The organism is Candidatus Arcticimaribacter forsetii, from assembly GCF_910589745.1.
In the GTDB taxonomy this organism is placed as follows: Bacteria; Bacteroidota; Bacteroidia; order Flavobacteriales; family Flavobacteriaceae; genus Arcticimaribacter; species Arcticimaribacter forsetii.
In genome coordinates this window covers 525,404-542,923 of sequence record NZ_OU342399.1, presented here as the reverse complement: position 1 = coordinate 542,923, position 17,520 = coordinate 525,404, and the positions used below count along the sequence as shown (strand labels likewise).

Genomic DNA, 17,520 nt, shown 5'->3' with positions numbered 1-17,520 from the left:
TTTTGAGATAAGATTTCAAAAACTAATTTTACACAAAATATTCTCAATGAAACTTTACTTCACTTCAATTCTATTATTTTTAACTTCATTTATTAGCGCTCAAAACACAGGGTCATTCTCTGGACAAGTAATCGATGAAATTACACAAGAACCTCTGGAAGGAGCTTCTATTCTATTAGAAGGAACAACACTTGGAGTTATCACGGATCAAAACGGATTCTTTTCATTCGACGATGTCCCTACAAAAACATATAATGTCAATGCTACCTTTTTAGGATTTGAATCTCAAACATTATATAATGTAATTGTAAAATCTGTTGGAACACCCGATCTTTTATTTAAACTCAAAGAAAATACAGAAACACTTAATGAAGTAATACTTTCTAAAAGCCCCTTCAGAACTTCAAAAGAAACTCCCCTTTCTACTCAATCTTTTTCGGCGGTTGAAATTGAAACTTATCCTGGAGGAAACAACGACATCGCAAAAGTAGCTCAAAGTCTTCCTGGTATTTCACCGTCAGGAGGCGGAGGATTTCGAAATGATTTTATTATTAGGGGTGGAGCTCCAAACGAAAGTGTTTACTATTTAGATGGCGTAGAAATTCCTAACATAAATCACTTCAGTACTCAAGGAAGCGCAGGAGGGCCTGTAGGGATGTTAAATGTATCTTTCATAAGAGAAGTTACACTTTCCTCATCTGCATTTGGTGCTGAATATGACAACCCATTATCAGGAGTTTTAGCTTTTGAACAAAGAGAAGGAAACAGTCAAAACAAATCGATTAATTTTAGAATCGGAGCAAGCGAAGCAGGTGCTACTTTTAATGGACCTTTATTTAAAGGAGACAAAGAACGTTCAAACACTACGCTAATGGTTTCGGCAAGAAGAAGCTACCTACAATATGTTTTTGCATTAGTTGGACTACCAATTAGACCAGATTACTGGGACTATCAGTGGAAACTAGACCATAAGATTGATGATCGAAATAGCCTCAGCTTTATTGGTATTGGGTCTATAGATGACTTTTCTGTAGTTGCGCCTGAAGAATTTGATGCTGAACAACAAAACTTTATTGATACCGCTCCAATAATTCAACAAAAAACAGTTACTATGGGAGTAACTTGGAAGCATAAATTAAAAAATGGGAATGGTAAAATAAACACAACTTTAAGCTCAAATAGACTTAAAAATATTTTTACTAGATATCAAGACAATGAGAACAAATCTGGAATTCTATTCAGAAACGACTCAAAAGAGCAAGAAACCAAATTAAGAGTCCACGCTACTCAATATCTAAAGGAATGGAAGCTTTCTTATGGACTGAATATTCAACAATCTGTTTATTCTAACGAAACCCAGGATTTAATTAGTAGCTTTAGATATGACACTTCAATCGATTTTGCTAAATATGGCTTCTTCGGAAAAATCAGTCGTTCCTTTTACAATGAAAAATTGAGCCTAGCTTTAGGGGTTCGTTCCGATGGAGATAGTTTTACTACTGGCTCCAACCTCATAGATAATGTATCACCTAGACTATCTGCATCCTATGCGTTAGATGAAAGTAGTCGCTGGAAATTAAACGGATCTGTTGGTCGTTATTTCAAAATACCAACTTACACAATGCTCGGTTTCCAAAATGAAAATGGAGCATTCGTCAATAAATCAAACCGCTATACGCAAAGTGATCATTATGTATTTGGAGTAGAATATAATCTGAGTCCTTCTTCTAGGTTTACCGTAGAAGCCTTTAGAAAAGATTACAGTCAATACCCCGTTTCAATTATAGACGGTGTTTCTTTAGCAAATAAAGGTGCAGATTTTGAGGTGTTAGGAAATGAAGCAGTAACAGATACTGGTAGCGGTTTAAGTAAAGGAATTGAAGTTTTATTTCAACAGAAATTATCAAATAACTTTTACGGGATTCTTGCCTACACTTTATTCAGCAGTAAATTCTCCGGATTAGACTCCACAGAACTTCCGTCTGTGTGGGATAGTGGAAACTTAGTAACCTTTACTGGAGGCTATAAATTACCTAAAAACTGGGAAGTAAGCGTACGATACCGTTATGCAGGCGCGTCTCCTTTTGCTCCAACAGACACGGCAGCAACCCTTGCTACCTACCCTAGAATCGTGCTTGATTATAGTCAACTTGGTCAAAATCGATTATCATCTTTCAAACAAGGGGATCTTAGAATTGATAAAAAATGGAATTTCGAAAATCTTTCGTTTAATTTTTACCTAGAATTACAAAACTTCTTGGCACAAGATACTGCTCGACCTGATGAATATACATTAGCCAGAACAACAGACGGAACTATTATTACACCCAGAGAATTAGTTAAAGTTGAACGAGAAGACAGAAATACTCCTTTTCCTTCTTTTGGGTTTGTATTTGATTTTTAAAGATAAAAATCTTCCACCAATTTCTGATGATCTTTTGTTCTATTATTTCTAGATTCTTCCAAAACTAAAGAACCGGTCTTCAAGGGGGTTTTATTCCTAGAAAAGTGCATCAAAATCCTTTTATAAGGGCTTGTAAAACTTCCTTTAACCAACAGTTCTTGATTTAAATATAAATCGTTTTGGTCTCCTAATAAAATCAAAGCTGAACGATACTCAAAAGGAGCAATTAAAGCAAAGTCTCCTTCAGAACTAATTAATTGATTAACTGAAGAAAATAAGTTCTCGTAACTTAAATGAAAATTATCCCTTGCAGTACTCCTAGAGTCTTTCGAGACCTTATAAGGATTTTTAAAAAAGGGTGGATTTGAAACAATTAAATCATAGGTTTCGTTACAATTAAGACAAAAGTCAATTATGCTAGTGTGTACAAGATTTAATCTATTTGACCAAGGAGAATTATTAAAATTAAAAGTAGCTTCTTTAGCTGCTGCAGCTTCAATTTCCACAGCTGTAATTTTGGAATCAACTGTGCGCTGGGCTAACATTAAAGCAATTAAACCTGTACCGGCACCAATATCTAAAACAGAATTGGTGTTTTGGGCAATAGGAGACCAAGCCCCTAACAGAACTCCATCGGTTCCAATTTTCATTGCCGAATTCGATTGTTCTATACTAAATTGTTTAAATCGAAAATTTGAATTTTTCACGATTGATATACATCCAATAATCCGTCGGGTAAATTTAAAGTCAGTTCTGATTTAGAACGGTCAACTTTACTAATAAAGTCGTCATGAACTGGGACTAAAATAATTCGCTCTTTATCATCAATTATTTCAAAAAGAGCTTGCGGAGTTTGGTCATTAACCGCTTGTAAAACCCCTATAACATTACCTGACTTTTCTCTAACTTTAAATCCAATTACCTCGTGGTAATAAAACTGGGTACCTTTTAATTCTGGCAAAAAGCTTAACGGAAGGTAAAGTTCTTTTTTGAGCAATAAATCAGCATCAGATTCCGATTCAATATCTTCAAAACGGATTCGAAGTAAACTTGATTTTTGTAATTGAGCATTCTCAATAAAAAAAGGAACCAGTTTTGTGCCTTGTAAGACAAAAACTGATTCCAAATTTATATAATCTTGTGGAGTATCGGTATCAAGCTTTGCTAACACCTCTCCTTTGTAACTAAACTTTGAAACGATGGTACCTAAGTAGAAACATTCTTCTTTGGTCATCGGTCAAGTAATTATGCTTCTGGAGCCTCTTCTGTTGCGTCAGCAGCAGGAGCCTCTTCTGTTGCAGCCTCTTCTGTAGCAGCTTCTTCTGCTTCAACTTCTGGTGCAGCAGCAGCTTCTGCCTCTGCTTCAGCAGCAGCTTGAGCGGCAGCTTCCTCAGCAGCAGCTTCCTCAGCAAGTGCTTTTGCATCAGCAACACGTTTTTCATTTACTGCTTTTTCAGCTGCAAATGCGTCCGCTTGTGCTTTAGCTTCTTCCTTAGAAAGACCATCAACTTTAGCTTGGATACGATTAGCTTTATCTTCTAACCATGCTTCGAACTTTGCATCTGCGTCTTCTTGAGTTAATGCTCCTTTTGATACACCTCCCTGTAGGTGATGTTTAAGTAAAGCCCCTCTGTAAGACAATAAAGTACGAGCAGTGTCAGTAGGTTGTGCTCCATTTCCTAACCATTTAACAGCTGAATCTACATCGATTTCGACTGTTGCTGGATTGGTGTTTGGATTGTATGTTCCGATTTTTTCGAGATAACGTCCATCTCTTTTGGCACGAGCATCAGCTGCTACTACCCAATAGAATGGTTTTCCTTTTTTTCCGTGTCTCTGTAATCTGATTTTTACTGGCATGTCATATTAAATTGTGAACGTTCTCGACGTTCTGGTTATTAATTCAGGCTGCAAATGTACTATTTTATTTTAAAATGACTTATAATCTACTCTATTTTAAGCTCAATTAGTTGCAAAACAGGGTAACTTATCTGTTTAAGTGGTTATTACAGGGAGTTTATGCTTGTGCAACCCATTTAAAAGACTTATTTTTGCGCACTAATTTATTGAGAACATATACATGCAAATTACAAGAACAGACCTTGACGCCTTAAACAGTACTATTACAATCTCATTAGAGCAAAATGATTTTGCTGAAAAAGTACTTAATGTATTAAATGATTATCGCAAAAACGCGAACATTCCTGGATTTAGAAAAGGGCATGTGCCAATGGGAATGATCAAAAAACAATACGAAACACCGGTTACTGCGGATGAAGTAAATAAATTACTACAAGAAAACCTTAATAAGTTTATTGAAGAAGAAAAACTTGAACTTTTGGGAAACCCACTTCCTAAAATGCAAGAAGAGATTGACTGGAAGGCCGATGTTTTAAATTTCGAATTTGAACTTGGACTTTCTCCAAAATTTGAAGTCAACTTAAAAGGGAAAAAAGGAGTTACTTTTTTTCAAATAGAAGCGGACAAGAAAATGATTGATGAGCAACTTTCATACATCCAGAAGCAATATGGTAAAATTGAATCTTCCAAAGAAATAACTCCTGGAACTGAATTGTCTGTCGAAATCAAAAATGAAGATGCAGCAATTGACACTACACCAGTGATTGAATTCGATTCAATTAAAGGAAAAAAGAATATTACTGCTCTTAGCGCTGCAAAAATAGGCGATACATTAGAGTTAAATACAAAAGGTCTTTTCAATGAAGATAGTGCCGCAGCAAGAGCATTTGGTGTTACTATCCCTCAGCTAGAAGAACTCCCTAAAACTGTTTCCATAACAATTAAAGAAGTTAACAACCGTATTCTTGCTGAATTAAATCAAGAACTTTTTGATAAACTTTACGAAGCTGGAACAGTTACAAGCCTTAAAGCTCTTAAAGAAAAAGTTAAAGAAGGGATTGAAAAGCAATTTGAATCTCAATCTGAACAAAAACTTCTAAATGATGTTACGGAAAACCTAATTGATAATACAAAATTTGATCTTCCTAAAGAATTTTTAATCAAATGGCTTCAGAACTCTGGTGAAAAACCATTAACAGAAGAAGAAGCTAAAGAAGAATACGAAAAATCTGAAAAGGGAATTCGTTACCAACTAATTGAAGGAGCAATTATTAAAGAGTATGATCTTCAAATTAAATTTGAAGAATTACAAAGTTTTGCAAAAGATCTTATCAAGCAACAAATGGCGCAATATGGTCAAATGGCACCAGAAGAAAAGGAACTTGATGATATTGCTGCTAGAATTTTCACAAATCAAGAAGAAACTAAAAGACTTTCTGATCAGTTAATGAGTAAAAAACTTTTAGATTTTTACAAAGAAAACGCTGGTTTGAAAACAAAAAAAGTAAACTATGATGCCTTTGTAAAAGAAGCATACGGTAGTGCACAATAATTTTACTTACTTTTAGGTACTAAATAAACCTTAATATGGACTACGGAAAAGAGTTTAAAAAATACGCAACCAAGCATCATGGAGTAAACGCCATGTATTATGATAAAATGGTTAGCAGCATGACCCCTTACATCATTGAAGAACGCCAAATGAATGTTGCTCAAATGGATGTTTTTTCAAGACTGATGATGGATCGTGTTATGTTTTTGGGAACAGGAATTGATGATCAAGTAGCCAACATTATTCAGGCACAACTTTTGTTTTTACAAAGTGTAGATCCAAAACGTGATATACAAATGTATATAAATTCTCCAGGTGGAAGTGTTTATGCTGGATTGGGTATTTATGACACCATGCAATATATATCGCCTGATGTCGCTACAATTTGCACTGGTATTGCAGCTTCTATGGGAGCGGTACTACTTTGTGCTGGACAAGAAGGAAAACGCTCTGCGTTACCACACGCCCGAGTTATGATTCACCAACCTTTAGGAGGTGCTCAAGGACAGGCTTCTGATATCGAAATAACTGCTCGTGAGATCGGAAAATTAAAAACAGAATTATATGAAATCATTGCAAAACATTCTGGACAAGAATTCGATAAAGTACACCACGACAGTGACCGAGATTACTGGATGAAAGCTGAAGAAGCTAAGGCATATGGAATGATTGATGAAGTTTTGACTAAATAAAAAAGTACACTATGAGTGATGAAGAATTAATTTGTTCTTTTTGCGGACGAACTAAACCACAAACAGATCTGCTTATTGCTGGTTTAGACGCTCACATTTGTGATAAATGTATTCATCAAGCCCATGGGATTGTAATTGAGGAGGCAAAAGATGAAAACGAGTCTAGCACAGACTCTAGTTCATTAGACCTAAAAACACCTCAACTTACAAAAGAATTTTTAGACCAATACATTATAGGCCAAGATGCAGCGAAAAGAGTAATTTCTGTTGCGGTATATAATCATTACAAAAGATTGTCTCATCCTAAAGCTGAACTAGAAGAAATTGAAATACAAAAAAGTAATATCCTTCTTGTTGGACAAACAGGAACTGGAAAAACACTTTTAGCTCAATCTATAGCAAAAATGTTGAGTGTTCCTTTAGCTATTGTTGACGCTACCATTTTAACTGAAGCTGGTTATGTTGGTGAAGATGTCGAAAGTATTTTAACTCGATTACTTCAAGCTGCTGACTACGATGTAGAAAAAGCACAACGTGGAATTGTTTTCATAGATGAAATAGATAAAATTGCTCGAAAAGGAGACAACCCGTCGATTACAAGAGATGTTTCTGGAGAAGGAGTACAACAAGCTTTACTGAAGCTTTTAGAAGGAACAGTTGTAAATGTTCCCCCAAAAGGAGGAAGAAAACATCCTGATCAAAAATTCATAGAAGTAGATACTTCCAATATTTTATTCATCGCCGGTGGTGCCTTTGACGGTATTGAGCGTGAGATAAACAAAAGACTTAATCTTCAGGCAATCGGTTATAAAATTGAATCTCAAAAAGAAGATTTAGACAAGGAAAATCTTTTACAATACGTAAATCCTAAAGACGTTAAATCTTTTGGACTGATCCCTGAAATAATTGGTCGTTTACCCGTGCTTACACACATGCACCCATTAGACAGAAAAACCCTACGTTCTATTTTAACAGAACCTAAAAATGCATTGACCAAGCAATACGAAAAATTGTTCGAGATTGACGGCATTAAGTTAACCTTCAGTTCAGGAGCCTTAGACTTCATTGTTGACAAAGCCCTCGAATATAATTTAGGAGCCAGAGGCTTACGGTCTTTATGCGAAGCAATTCTTACCGACGCAATGTTCGAGATGCCAGGAACAGATAAAACAGAATTAAAGATTTCTAAAAGCTACGCCGAAAGAAAGCTAAATAACTCTAAAGACCCTGCACTTAAAGCGGTTTCGTAGTATTTAACTTCAACAACTCTTCGATGAGCTCTCTGTTATTTGATAACCGAGGAACTTTGTGTTGACCTCCTAATTTTTTATTCTTGGAAAGCCAATTGTAAAATAATTTAGACCCTGCTGGGATAACTTCTGGAAACTTCATGGTCATGTTTTTATAACGTTTAGCATCATAGTCCGAATTTATTTCTCGCAACACCTCATCTAAGACTTCTGAAAATCGATTTAAATCCTCAGGAACTTTGTCAAATTCAATTAACCATTGATGCGCACCCTTTTCATTTCCATTCATGTAAACAGGAGCTGCGGTATAATCTATGATATTAACTCCTGTAGTTTGAGCAGCTTTAGCTAGAGCTAAATCTGCATTATCTACCATCAACTCCTCGCCAAAAGCATTTATAAAATGTTTTGTCCTTCCTACTACTTGAATGCGGTAAGGAGCAACAGAAGTGAATTTTATTACATCCCCAATTTTATAACGCCACAAACCAGAATTGGTAGTAATTACCATTTCATAACTCTCAAATAATACAACTCCCGCAAGAGGAATTATATCGTCTTCTGAACCATTAACAGGAATAAATTCATAGAAAATTCCATAATCTAGCATCAAGAGTAATTCGTCTGAATTATTTAAATCTTGAATACCAAAGAAACCCTCAGAAGCATTGAAGGTTTCATAATATTTAAGCTGAGAACCTGGGAAAAAATTTTCGTACTGACTTTGGTATGGCTTAAAGCTCACTCCTCCATGGAAAAAAACTTCCAAATTTGGCCAAACCTCCAATATATTATCCTTTTCTGTGTGTTCTATAACTTTATTTAGAAGAACCATCATCCAAGAAGGAACACCTGCAAAACTGGTTACATTCTCAAGAACACTTTCTTTTAAAATGGCATTTATTTTAGCTTCCCATTCTGGGATTAATGAAGTTTTATGAGAAGGGGTACTACTAATTTCTGCCCAAAAAGGCATATTATCGATAATAATCGCCGATAGATCTCCAAAATAACTAGTGCTATTATCATAAATTTCTTGACTACCTCCTAACCTCAAATTTTTACCATTAAATAATTCTGATTCAGGGTTATTGTTAAAATAAAAAGAAAGCATGTCCTTCCCTGCTTTGTAATGGCATTGATCTAAAGCTTCTGGACTTACAGGAATAAACTTACTTCGGCTGTCGGTTGTTCCACTGGATTTTGCAAACCACTTAATAGGGGTCGGCCAATATATATTAGCTTGCCCATTTCTACTTCTATTGATATCATCTGCGATGTCTTCATACGCCACAAGGGGAACTCTGCTTTTAAAGGTTTGATAATTTCTAATTGAACTGAAATCATAGCGCTTTCCAACCTCAGTATTCTTTGAAATTCGAAGTAAATCGTTTAGTACTTCTTGTTGAACTTCGTGTGGATACTTTAAGAAAAGTTCAATTTGATGAATCCTTTTTTTAAGAAACCAAGAGGCTATAGAATTGAATAAGGGGATTGCCATTTTATAAGTATCTTTATCTTATAAATATAAATGATTCTCCTATATGTTTTCAGGTGTACTTAAAAAAATGACTACAGAACTAAATGACTCTGTAAAATATTATCTTAAATTGAAAAATGACTTTGTTGCTGTGCATCAATTCCTGGATCAATCTGTAACATTAGATTTAATTGGTTATGAGTGCTTAAATTGTTGTAGTACTGAAATTATTTTTGCACAAGGTTTTTGTAAAAAATGTTTCTTCGAAAGTCCAAGTGCAGGGGATTGGATAATGAGACCCGAATTAAGTAAAGCACATTTAGACATTGAAGACCGTGATTTATCTTATGAAAAAAAAGTTCAATTACAGCCTCATATAGTTTACTTAGCGCTTTCAAGCCATATTAAAGTGGGGGTTACCCGAAAATCACAACTCCCTACTCGATGGATTGATCAGGGGGCTCATCAAGCACTTCCAATACTTGAAGTTCCTAATCGATACCTTGCCGGAGTTGGTGAAGTTGCTTTGAAAGAATATTTTTCTGACAAAACTAATTGGCGAAAAATGCTTAAAAATGAAGTCGACCCCGTCGATTGGGAATCTGAAAGAAATAAAGCGCTAGATAATATCCCTAAAGAATTAAAACAATACATTGTAAAAGACCAACTAGAACCTTTAACAATTAATTTCCCGGTGAATAAATATCCAGAAAAAGTTAAAAGTTTAAATCTAAAGAAAGAAAATACATATACTGGAACGCTTAAGGGCGTAAAAGGTCAATATTTAATTTTTGAAGATGATACGGTCTTTAATGTACGCTCAAACGAAGGAATCGTTGTGGACTTGAAAATAAATGTTTAATCATTTGTTTTAGAGGAAACAGCTACGAGTCTATTTATTTCATCCATTTCATCTTCTGTTAAATGCCTCCATTTCCCCTTAGGGACATCTAGCTCCACATTCATTATTCGAGTTCTTTTTAGTGAAGTAACTCGATAATCAAGAAACTCGCACATTCTTCTAATTTGTCTATTTAAACCTTGGGTAAGGATTATTTTAAATTCTTTTTTGTGTGTTTGTTTTACTTCACAAGGTCGTGTAACTGTATCAAGAATTGGAATTCCTGAACCCATTTGTCTTATAAAGTCATCTGTAATGGGTCGATTTACAGTAACTACATATTCTTTTTCATGATGATTTCGAGCACGTAAAATTTTGTTTACTATATCCCCATCATTAGTTAAAAAAATTAATCCTTCACTGGGTTTATCTAAACGGCCAATTGGAAAAATACGAGTAGGGAAATTAATATAATCTATGATGTTATCTTTTTCTACACGAGTATCCGTAGTACAAACAATGCCAACTGGTTTATTAAAAGCAATATAAACAGGCTTATCTTTACCTGAACGTACAACTTCTCCATCAACATGAATTAAGTCCTCTGGAGTTACTTTTACTCCCATCCCAATAATTTCGCCATTTACAGCAATCCTTCCCTGGTCAATCATTTTATCAGCTGCTCTCCTGGAGCAAAAACCAATTTCACTGAGATATTTATTTATTCTAACAGGATCGCTCATTTAGACTTTATTTGAGTTCATAACGAATTTCTTCTCCGATTTTTAATCCGAATCGTTTTCTTATTAAATATACAAAGAGATATAAAAATGGGGTGTCAATTACAGCTACAAGAACTTTAAATATAAATCCAGAAACTACTAATCCCAGAAACATATCCCAAGACAAAACTCCAAAAAAGCAGAGTAAAAGAATAACCGTAAAAGTATCTAAAAACTGAGAGGCAAAAGTTGAGAAATTATTCCTCAACCATAGATGTTTCCCTTGGGTGATTTTTTTCCAAAAATGATAAATTCGAATATCAACAAATTGTGCCAATAAGTAGGCAATCATTGAAGCAAGAACAGCAAGTGGGGAAAGTGAAAACACCTGATTAAAAGTAGCATCATTGATTGGCGAATAAGCAATTGCAGGAACAGCGTCAGCAACTAAAAGGATTCCGATTGAAAAGAAAGAAGCGAAAATTCCTGCTACAACCACTTGGTTCGCTTTCTTTTTTCCAAAAATCTCAGAAATTAAATCTGTGATTAAAAAAGTAATTGGATAAGGCAAAATCCCAACAGACAATTCAAATAAAGGGATCCCAAAAATGGAAGTATCGACTGGATACCAAAAAAAGAATTTTTGAAAAATTAAATTAGAAACTACTAAAGAGGTAATAAAAAGTGCTGCTAAAAATAAAAAAATCTGATCAGCAAGAGCCTTATCTTTTTGATTCATGCGTTATTTAATATTCAAAGAATATGGAATTCTTGTTTGAATTCTATGTTCTTTATTTTCAGTAGATTGAGAGGCTTCCAAAAATATTTTAAATTCTTGTGGTAATGCAGATTTAATTTCAGTTTCAATACTAGAAAAAGGATTCATCACCCCAAAAATATCATCAAAATCTGTTTCTATCTTAGGGTAAGAAGTTAGATTAAATTCTTCAATTTCTGCCAAACTAGCCGCAGCATCCAAGGCATCATTTATGGAACCAAGTTCATCGATAAGACCATTTTCTTTAGCTTGTACTCCTGTCCAAACTCTGCCTTGTGCTATGGCTTCTACATCTTCTAAAGAAATATTTCTACCTTCAGATACGCGTCGTTTGAAGGTTTCATAAACAAACTCTATTCCCTCCCGAGCACTCTTACGGAACCCTTCTGAAAGAGGTTCAAATGGACTATAACCAAGTGCGTTTTTGTGGGTTAATACATGCTCGGCATTGATTCCAATATTATCTGCGAATCCTTTAAAATTTGGTAGGGTTGCGAAAACACCTATAGACCCAGTAATGGTCATCGGATCTGCAAAAATCTTGTCTGCACCGCACGCAATATAATACCCACCTGATGCAGCAACATTCCCCATAGACACAACTAGTGGTTTTTTCTTTTTAGCTTCATCCAATGCTTTCCAGAGAATGTCCGAAATTAATGCACTTCCTCCAGGAGAGTCTACACGTAACACAATAGCTTTTACTCGTTTGCTTTTAGCGGCATCTTCGATTGCTTTAACAAAGTTCTTGTCTCCAATTTGAGTTTCATTTCCTTCACCAAAAAGAATGGGACCCTGAGCATAAATAATAGCAATTTGATCGCGTACTCCTTTTATACGTGCAGCATTACCTGCCAAAAGGTCTTCGTACGAAACCAATTTTAATCGATCAGAAGGCTCTAAACCTAGTCTGCTTTTTAAAATATTTATATAATCAGATTTATAACTTATCTGATCGATAACTCCAATTTTAAAAGCATTTTCCACAAGGTTTGCTTCTAAATTTGTAGCTATTTCATCTAATCTTTGTACTGAAATGTTTCTTGACTCAGAAATTTCTGAACTTATAGTTTCCCATAGTGAAGAAATTAAAACACCAAGCTGTTCTCGGTTGTCTTTACTCATTGTATTTGACAAATAAGGTTCAACAGCACTCTTGTACTTTCCGTGTCTGATAACCTCCATTTTAAAGCCATATTCATCTTCAAAATCCTTGTAATACAAAACTTCCGAAGCTAATCCTTTCAGCTCAACTCCCCCATTAGGATTTACATAAATTGAATCTGAAACAGAAGCGAGATAATAACCCATTTGGGTATAAAAATCTCCATATGCAGTTACAAACTTCCCGCTGGATTTAAAAGACTCAAGGGCATCACGTATTGTTTTAACTTGTGACCATCCAGTCATTAAGTAGTCACTTCGTAAATGAATTCCTTTAATTTTATCATTTGTTTTTGCTAATTCAATCGCAGTAATTAAATCCATAAGTTTCACACTTTCTGGATCTAGACCTAAACTTACTTGAAAATCTTCAGTTCCGGGAGTGTTATCTAAAATTGGTAAATCTAGCTTCAAAGACAATATACTATTATCTTGAATCATAGTCCCTGCACCTTCATCTGAGCCTACAGCACTAGCGATTCCACCAATAACCATAAAAAAAAGGATACCTCCCACAATAAAAGCCGTTATGGTACCTAATAACGATGCAAAAAATGTACGCAGAAAATTCATGTGATCTAATTTTTAGCAAAGATAAGTTAATGTGTTCTAACTTTAAGAATCAGAGTTAACAACTTCATTTTTAGGATTAAATTATGTTTAAAAATCCTTTTATATAAAATCAATTGCACTAAACCGATTCAGAGTTGCACCCTTGGTTTTTTTTACCTTTTTTTGATAAAAAAATAGAAGGTGGTATATATTGGCCTAGGAAGTAATCTTGGTAATCGATTTGAAACACTACAAAAGGCAGTAGATCAAATTGCTGCAGAAGTCGGAACTGTGGAGTCTATTTCCAGAGTTTATGAAACCCCGGCTTGGGGATTCGAAAGCGAAGCTTTTTTAAACGCATGCATACAAGTAAATTCCAAAAAGAACCCTTTTGAAATAATTGAAATTTTACTTTCTATTGAAACTAAATTAGGAAGAAAACGAATAGAATCAGATAGCTATCAAGCCCGTTCTATAGATTTGGATATCGTTTTATACAAAGATCAAATTATTAACGAGGAACACTTACAAATACCACATCCCAGAATGGAAATCCGTCAGTTTGTTTTAACTCCCTTGGCAGATATTGCAGCAAAAGTTAATCATCCAATATTGAACAGAACAATAGAAAAACTTCAACAGGAATGTGCAGATAATTCAAATTTAATTCTGTGGGGAGATGAACTAAAAAAATAAGTTATCGTGTTTTTTGATAAAAATCCCATGCAACAACTCCAGCGGTAACAGCAATATTGAGTGAGTGTTTCGCTCCGTCTTGAGGAATTTCGATCACCCCATCAGATGCATTTATAACTTCTTGATCAACTCCCTTAATTTCATTTCCTAAAACAAAGGCATATTTCTTATGTATATCGGGTTTAAACTGATTTAAAAATACAGATTGCTCTGCCTGTTCAATCGACCAAATAGAAACTTCTTCTTTCTTAAGTTTATCTATTAGATCTAGGGTATGTTCTACATATTCCCAAGCAACAGACTCGGTTGCTCCCAAAGCAGTTTTTTGAATATCTTTATGCGGAGGCTGAGCTGTTATACCACAGAGATATATTTTTTCGATTAAAAAAGCATCAGATGTTCTAAAAACTGACCCTATATTATTTAAACTTCGGATATTATCTAGAATAATAATTAAGGGGGTTTTATTCGCTATTCTAACCTCTTCTACAGACTTTCGCCCGAGTTCTATGTTTTTTAATTTTCTATGTTTCACAGTTCAAAAATAAGGAAGTATTCATTAGCGTTTTATAAAATTCAAATAATGGTTACATTCGCATAAACTACAAATAAAAAATCCCTTGGCAAAATCAGCTAAAGAAACACCCTTAATGAAGCAATACAACCAAATCAAGGCTAAATACCCTGATGCGTTGCTACTATTTCGTGTGGGTGATTTTTATGAAACTTTTGGTTCTGACGCCATAAAAGCGTCAAAAATATTAGGTATCATTCAAACTAAAAGAGGCGCTGGAAGTAGTAGTGAAATTGAGTTAGCGGGATTTCCACATCATTCTCTCAACACCTACTTACCTAAACTAGTAAAAGCAGGTTGTAGAGTCGCTATCTGTGATCAGTTGGAAGACCCTAAAATGACCAAAACTATTGTCAAGCGCGGAGTAACTGAATTGGTTACCCCTGGAGTCGCTTTAAATGATGATGTTTTAGAACAAAAGAAAAATAATTACCTCGCTGCAGTTCACCCAGGTAAAAAAAATTGGGGAGTCTCGTTTCTTGACATTTCAACCGGAGATTTCCTGACAAGCGAAGGCTCGGTTGATCATATAGATCAGTTGTTACAGAAATTTAACCCCAGCGAAGTTTTAATTTCTAAACCCAAAAAGAATTACTTTACCGAACATTTTGGAACCCAGCAAGCAGCATTTTACATGGAAGACTGGGTGTTTCAAAAAGAATTTTGTACCGAATTATTAACCCAACATTTTCAGACAAAAACCTTAAAAGGGTTCGGAGTTGATGGATTAGAAGCAGGAACAATTACTGCAGGTGTAATCTTACACTACCTTTCCGAAACTCAGCACAAACAACTACAACATATTCATGCAATTCAAGCCATAAGTTCGGAAGATTATGTTGGTATTGATCGCTTCACTGCCCGGAATTTAGAGTTACTTTATCCTAATTCAAGAGAAGGTGTTTCGCTTATTGATGTCATCGATTTCACATCGACCGCAATGGGTGGGAGAATGCTGAGACAATGGGTCAGTTTTCCATTAAAATCTATTAAAAAAATACAAGAACGACATCAAGCAATTAAGGGTTTTATGAACCAAGAGCAGGTTCGTGAAGAAGCGGTTTTAAGACTAAAAAACATCGGTGATATTGAACGTTTGATGTCGAAAATAGCAACTCAAAAAGTTGCACCACGTGAATTAATTCAACTTAAAAACTCGTTAGTAGAACTTATCCCCTTAAAAAAACATTTATCTGATTCTACAGATAGTAAATTACAAAACTTAGGATTTGGACTTCATAACTGTGATGAACTAATTGAAACCTTAACCTCAACCTTAAAAGAAGAAGCCCCTGTTAGCACAACAAAAGGCGATTTTATTGCAGATGGATTTTCAGAGGAATTAGATGAGCTTAGAAATCTTCGCAAATCTGGAAAAGACCATTTAGACAAAATGGTTGAACAAGAAACCGAACGAACCGGTATTAGTTCTTTAAAAATTGCCTTTAATAATGTTTTTGGATATTACATTGAAGTAAGAAATACGCATAAAGATAAAGTACCTGAAGAATGGATTCGGAAACAAACTCTAGTTAATGCGGAACGCTACATTACAGAGGAACTTAAAGAATATGAATCTAAGATTCTTGGAGCTCAAGATCGTATACAAAGCTTAGAACTAGGGTTTTATGCTGAACTTATTAATAAGATTCAAAACACCTTGGGTGTTTTAAAACAGAATGCTATACAAATTGCAACCATAGATTGTTTAGTTGGTTTTACACTACTTGCGCAAAAACAAAATTATAATTGCCCTAAACTAACAGAAGGGAATTCTTTGGATATTAAAGAAGGTCGACACCCTGTCATTGAAAATCAATTGGCAGTTGGTGAAAAATACATCACAAATAATGTTTCACTAAATCGAGAGGAACAGCAAGTAATAATGATTACCGGACCAAATATGTCCGGTAAATCAGCACTACTACGTCAAACGGCTTTAATTGTTATTCTGGCTCAAATGGGAAGCTTTGTCCCTGCGGACGAAGTAAATATGGGGATTGTCGATAAGATATTCACTCGAGTTGGTGCAAGCGATAATATATCCTTAGGTGAATCAACCTTTATGGTTGAAATGAACGAATCAGCTGCAATTCTAAACAACATTACAGACAGTAGCTTGGTGCTTTTAGACGAGATCGGAAGAGGAACTAGCACCTACGATGGAATTTCAATTGCTTGGGCAATTGCCGAGTATTTACATCAACATCCAGCTAAACCAAAAACACTATTTGCGACACACTACCATGAGTTAAATGAAATGACACAAACTTTTGAACGGATCAAAAATTTTAATGTTTCGGTAAAAGAATTAAAAGACAGTGTTTTGTTTCTACGTAAACTAACCCCAGGCGGAAGTGCACATAGTTTTGGTATTCATGTCGCCAAAATGGCGGGAATGCCGAAGACCGTTTTGGCAACTGCAGAGCGAAAATTAAAATTTTTAGAAAAATCGCATCAAGAAGAAGATAGAAAAGAGGCATTAAAAAATAGTACCCAAGATATGCAACTGAGTTTTATAAACCTAGACGATCCACTCTTAGAAGCTCTGCGTGAGGAAATTAAAAACTTAGATATCGATACTTTGACACCAGTTGAAGCCTTGATGAAACTCAACGATATTAAGCGTCGTTTAAAAGGATAAAAAAAAATATTTTTTATAAAAAAAAGCTTGAATTTTTCTTGAATTTTATATTACATTTGCACCTCTACTGCGAAAGTAGCTCAGGGGTAGAGCATCACCTTGCCAAGGTGAGGGTCGCGGGTTCAAATCCCGTCTTTCGCTCTGCTACCAAAAAAGATATTCGCTCGAGTGGTGGAATTGGTAGACACGTTGGACTTAAAATCCAATGACCATTGCGGTCGTGCGGGTTCAAGTCCCGCCTCGAGTACTAAACCCTCTTTAATCGGAGGGTTTTTTTATTTTCAAACATCAAAAACATAGTTACTTCACCA

At 35.1% G+C, this 17,520-nt stretch carries 15 protein-coding genes and 2 tRNA genes; 9 read left to right on the top strand and 8 right to left on the bottom strand.

Annotated elements, in window-relative coordinates; genetic code table 11:
* Positions 1–46 precede the first annotated feature (46 nt).
* Positions 47–2,404 carry a TonB-dependent receptor gene (locus NG655_RS02495; RefSeq protein ID WP_252157775.1) on the top strand — a complete coding sequence of 786 codons (2,358 nt, stop codon included), beginning with the start codon at positions 47–49 and terminating at the stop codon, positions 2,402–2,404.
* On the opposite strand, the gene NG655_RS02490 is transcribed toward NG655_RS02495, so the two are convergent.
* From NG655_RS02490 to NG655_RS02480, 3 genes are read right to left on the bottom strand one after another with little or no spacing between them, the layout of a single operon-like run.
* Positions 2,401–3,111 carry a tRNA1(Val) (adenine(37)-N6)-methyltransferase gene (locus NG655_RS02490; protein WP_252157774.1) on the bottom strand — a complete coding sequence of 237 codons (711 nt, stop codon included), beginning with the start codon at positions 3,109–3,111 and terminating at the stop codon, positions 2,401–2,403. The two genes, NG655_RS02495 and NG655_RS02490, sit on opposite strands and share 4 nt — an antisense overlap.
* Positions 3,108–3,638 carry a ribosome maturation factor RimM gene (rimM, locus tag NG655_RS02485; protein ID WP_252157773.1) on the bottom strand — a complete coding sequence of 177 codons (531 nt, stop codon included), beginning with the start codon at positions 3,636–3,638 and terminating at the stop codon, positions 3,108–3,110. The genes NG655_RS02490 and rimM overlap by 4 nt, the downstream gene beginning before the upstream one ends.
* Before the next feature lie 11 nt (positions 3,639–3,649).
* Positions 3,650–4,264 carry a 30S ribosomal protein S16 gene (locus tag NG655_RS02480; protein WP_252157772.1) on the bottom strand — a complete coding sequence of 205 codons (615 nt, stop codon included), beginning with the start codon at positions 4,262–4,264 and terminating at the stop codon, positions 3,650–3,652.
* Positions 4,265–4,484: 220 nt separating this feature from the next.
* Between NG655_RS02480 and NG655_RS02475 the strand changes: the two genes are divergently transcribed.
* From NG655_RS02475 to clpX, 3 genes are read left to right on the top strand one after another with little or no spacing between them, the layout of a single operon-like run.
* Positions 4,485–5,816, top strand: a complete 1,332-nt coding sequence (locus NG655_RS02475) for a trigger factor (protein WP_252157771.1) — start codon at positions 4,485–4,487, stop codon at positions 5,814–5,816.
* Positions 5,817–5,851: 35 nt separating this feature from the next.
* A complete protein-coding gene (gene clpP, locus NG655_RS02470) occupies positions 5,852–6,508 on the top strand; it encodes an ATP-dependent Clp endopeptidase proteolytic subunit ClpP (protein WP_252157770.1) in 657 nt (218 codons plus the stop codon).
* Between the two features lie 11 nt (positions 6,509–6,519).
* The gene (clpX, locus tag NG655_RS02465; RefSeq protein ID WP_252157769.1) at positions 6,520–7,758 is read left to right on the top strand and encodes an ATP-dependent Clp protease ATP-binding subunit ClpX; all 1,239 of its coding nucleotides are present in this window, start codon (positions 6,520–6,522) and stop codon (positions 7,756–7,758) included.
* Here clpX and NG655_RS02460 read toward each other — a convergent pair.
* The gene (locus tag NG655_RS02460; RefSeq protein ID WP_252157768.1) at positions 7,742–9,259 is read right to left on the bottom strand and encodes a GH3 auxin-responsive promoter family protein; all 1,518 of its coding nucleotides are present in this window, start codon (positions 9,257–9,259) and stop codon (positions 7,742–7,744) included. The genes clpX and NG655_RS02460 overlap by 17 nt on opposite strands.
* Before the next feature lie 67 nt (positions 9,260–9,326).
* Between NG655_RS02460 and NG655_RS02455 the strand changes: the two genes are divergently transcribed.
* Positions 9,327–10,100: a DUF2797 domain-containing protein gene (locus NG655_RS02455; protein ID WP_252157767.1), complete on the top strand. Its 774-nt coding sequence runs from the start codon at positions 9,327–9,329 to the stop codon at positions 10,098–10,100.
* Here the strand turns inward: NG655_RS02455 and rluF are convergent.
* Genes rluF through sppA form a run of 3 tightly spaced genes read right to left on the bottom strand, consistent with a single transcriptional unit; the run spans position 10,097 to position 13,316 of the window.
* Positions 10,097–10,822, bottom strand: a complete 726-nt coding sequence (gene rluF, locus NG655_RS02450; protein ID WP_252157766.1) for a 23S rRNA pseudouridine(2604) synthase RluF — start codon at positions 10,820–10,822, stop codon at positions 10,097–10,099. The two genes, NG655_RS02455 and rluF, sit on opposite strands and share 4 nt — an antisense overlap.
* 7 nt (positions 10,823–10,829) lie before the next feature.
* Positions 10,830–11,540, bottom strand: coding sequence for a queuosine precursor transporter (locus NG655_RS02445; protein WP_252157765.1), 711 nt, complete (start codon positions 11,538–11,540; stop codon positions 10,830–10,832).
* A 3-nt stretch (positions 11,541–11,543) separates the two neighbouring features.
* Entirely contained in the window at positions 11,544–13,316 is a 1,773-nt protein-coding gene (gene sppA, locus NG655_RS02440; RefSeq protein WP_252157764.1) for a signal peptide peptidase SppA, read from the bottom strand.
* Positions 13,317–13,496: 180 nt separating this feature from the next.
* Between sppA and folK the strand changes: the two genes are divergently transcribed.
* Complete coding sequence (gene folK, locus NG655_RS02435) at positions 13,497–13,991, top strand: 2-amino-4-hydroxy-6-hydroxymethyldihydropteridine diphosphokinase (protein WP_252157763.1); 495 nt, start codon at positions 13,497–13,499, stop codon at positions 13,989–13,991.
* A gap of 1 nt (position 13,992) precedes the next feature.
* Here folK and NG655_RS02430 read toward each other — a convergent pair whose 3' ends face one another.
* Positions 13,993–14,526, bottom strand: a complete 534-nt coding sequence (locus NG655_RS02430) for an RNA methyltransferase (protein ID WP_252157762.1) — start codon at positions 14,524–14,526, stop codon at positions 13,993–13,995.
* Positions 14,527–14,641: 115 nt separating this feature from the next.
* Between NG655_RS02430 and mutS the strand changes: the two genes are divergently transcribed.
* From mutS to NG655_RS02415, 3 genes are all read left to right on the top strand, one after another.
* The gene (mutS, locus tag NG655_RS02425) at positions 14,642–17,209 is read left to right on the top strand and encodes a DNA mismatch repair protein MutS (protein ID WP_252157761.1); all 2,568 of its coding nucleotides are present in this window, start codon (positions 14,642–14,644) and stop codon (positions 17,207–17,209) included.
* A 69-nt stretch (positions 17,210–17,278) separates the two neighbouring features.
* Positions 17,279–17,350: transfer RNA gene (locus NG655_RS02420), tRNA-Gly, on the top strand.
* Between the two features lie 21 nt (positions 17,351–17,371).
* Positions 17,372–17,456 (top strand) — tRNA-Leu (locus NG655_RS02415).
* Positions 17,457–17,520 lie beyond the last annotated feature (64 nt).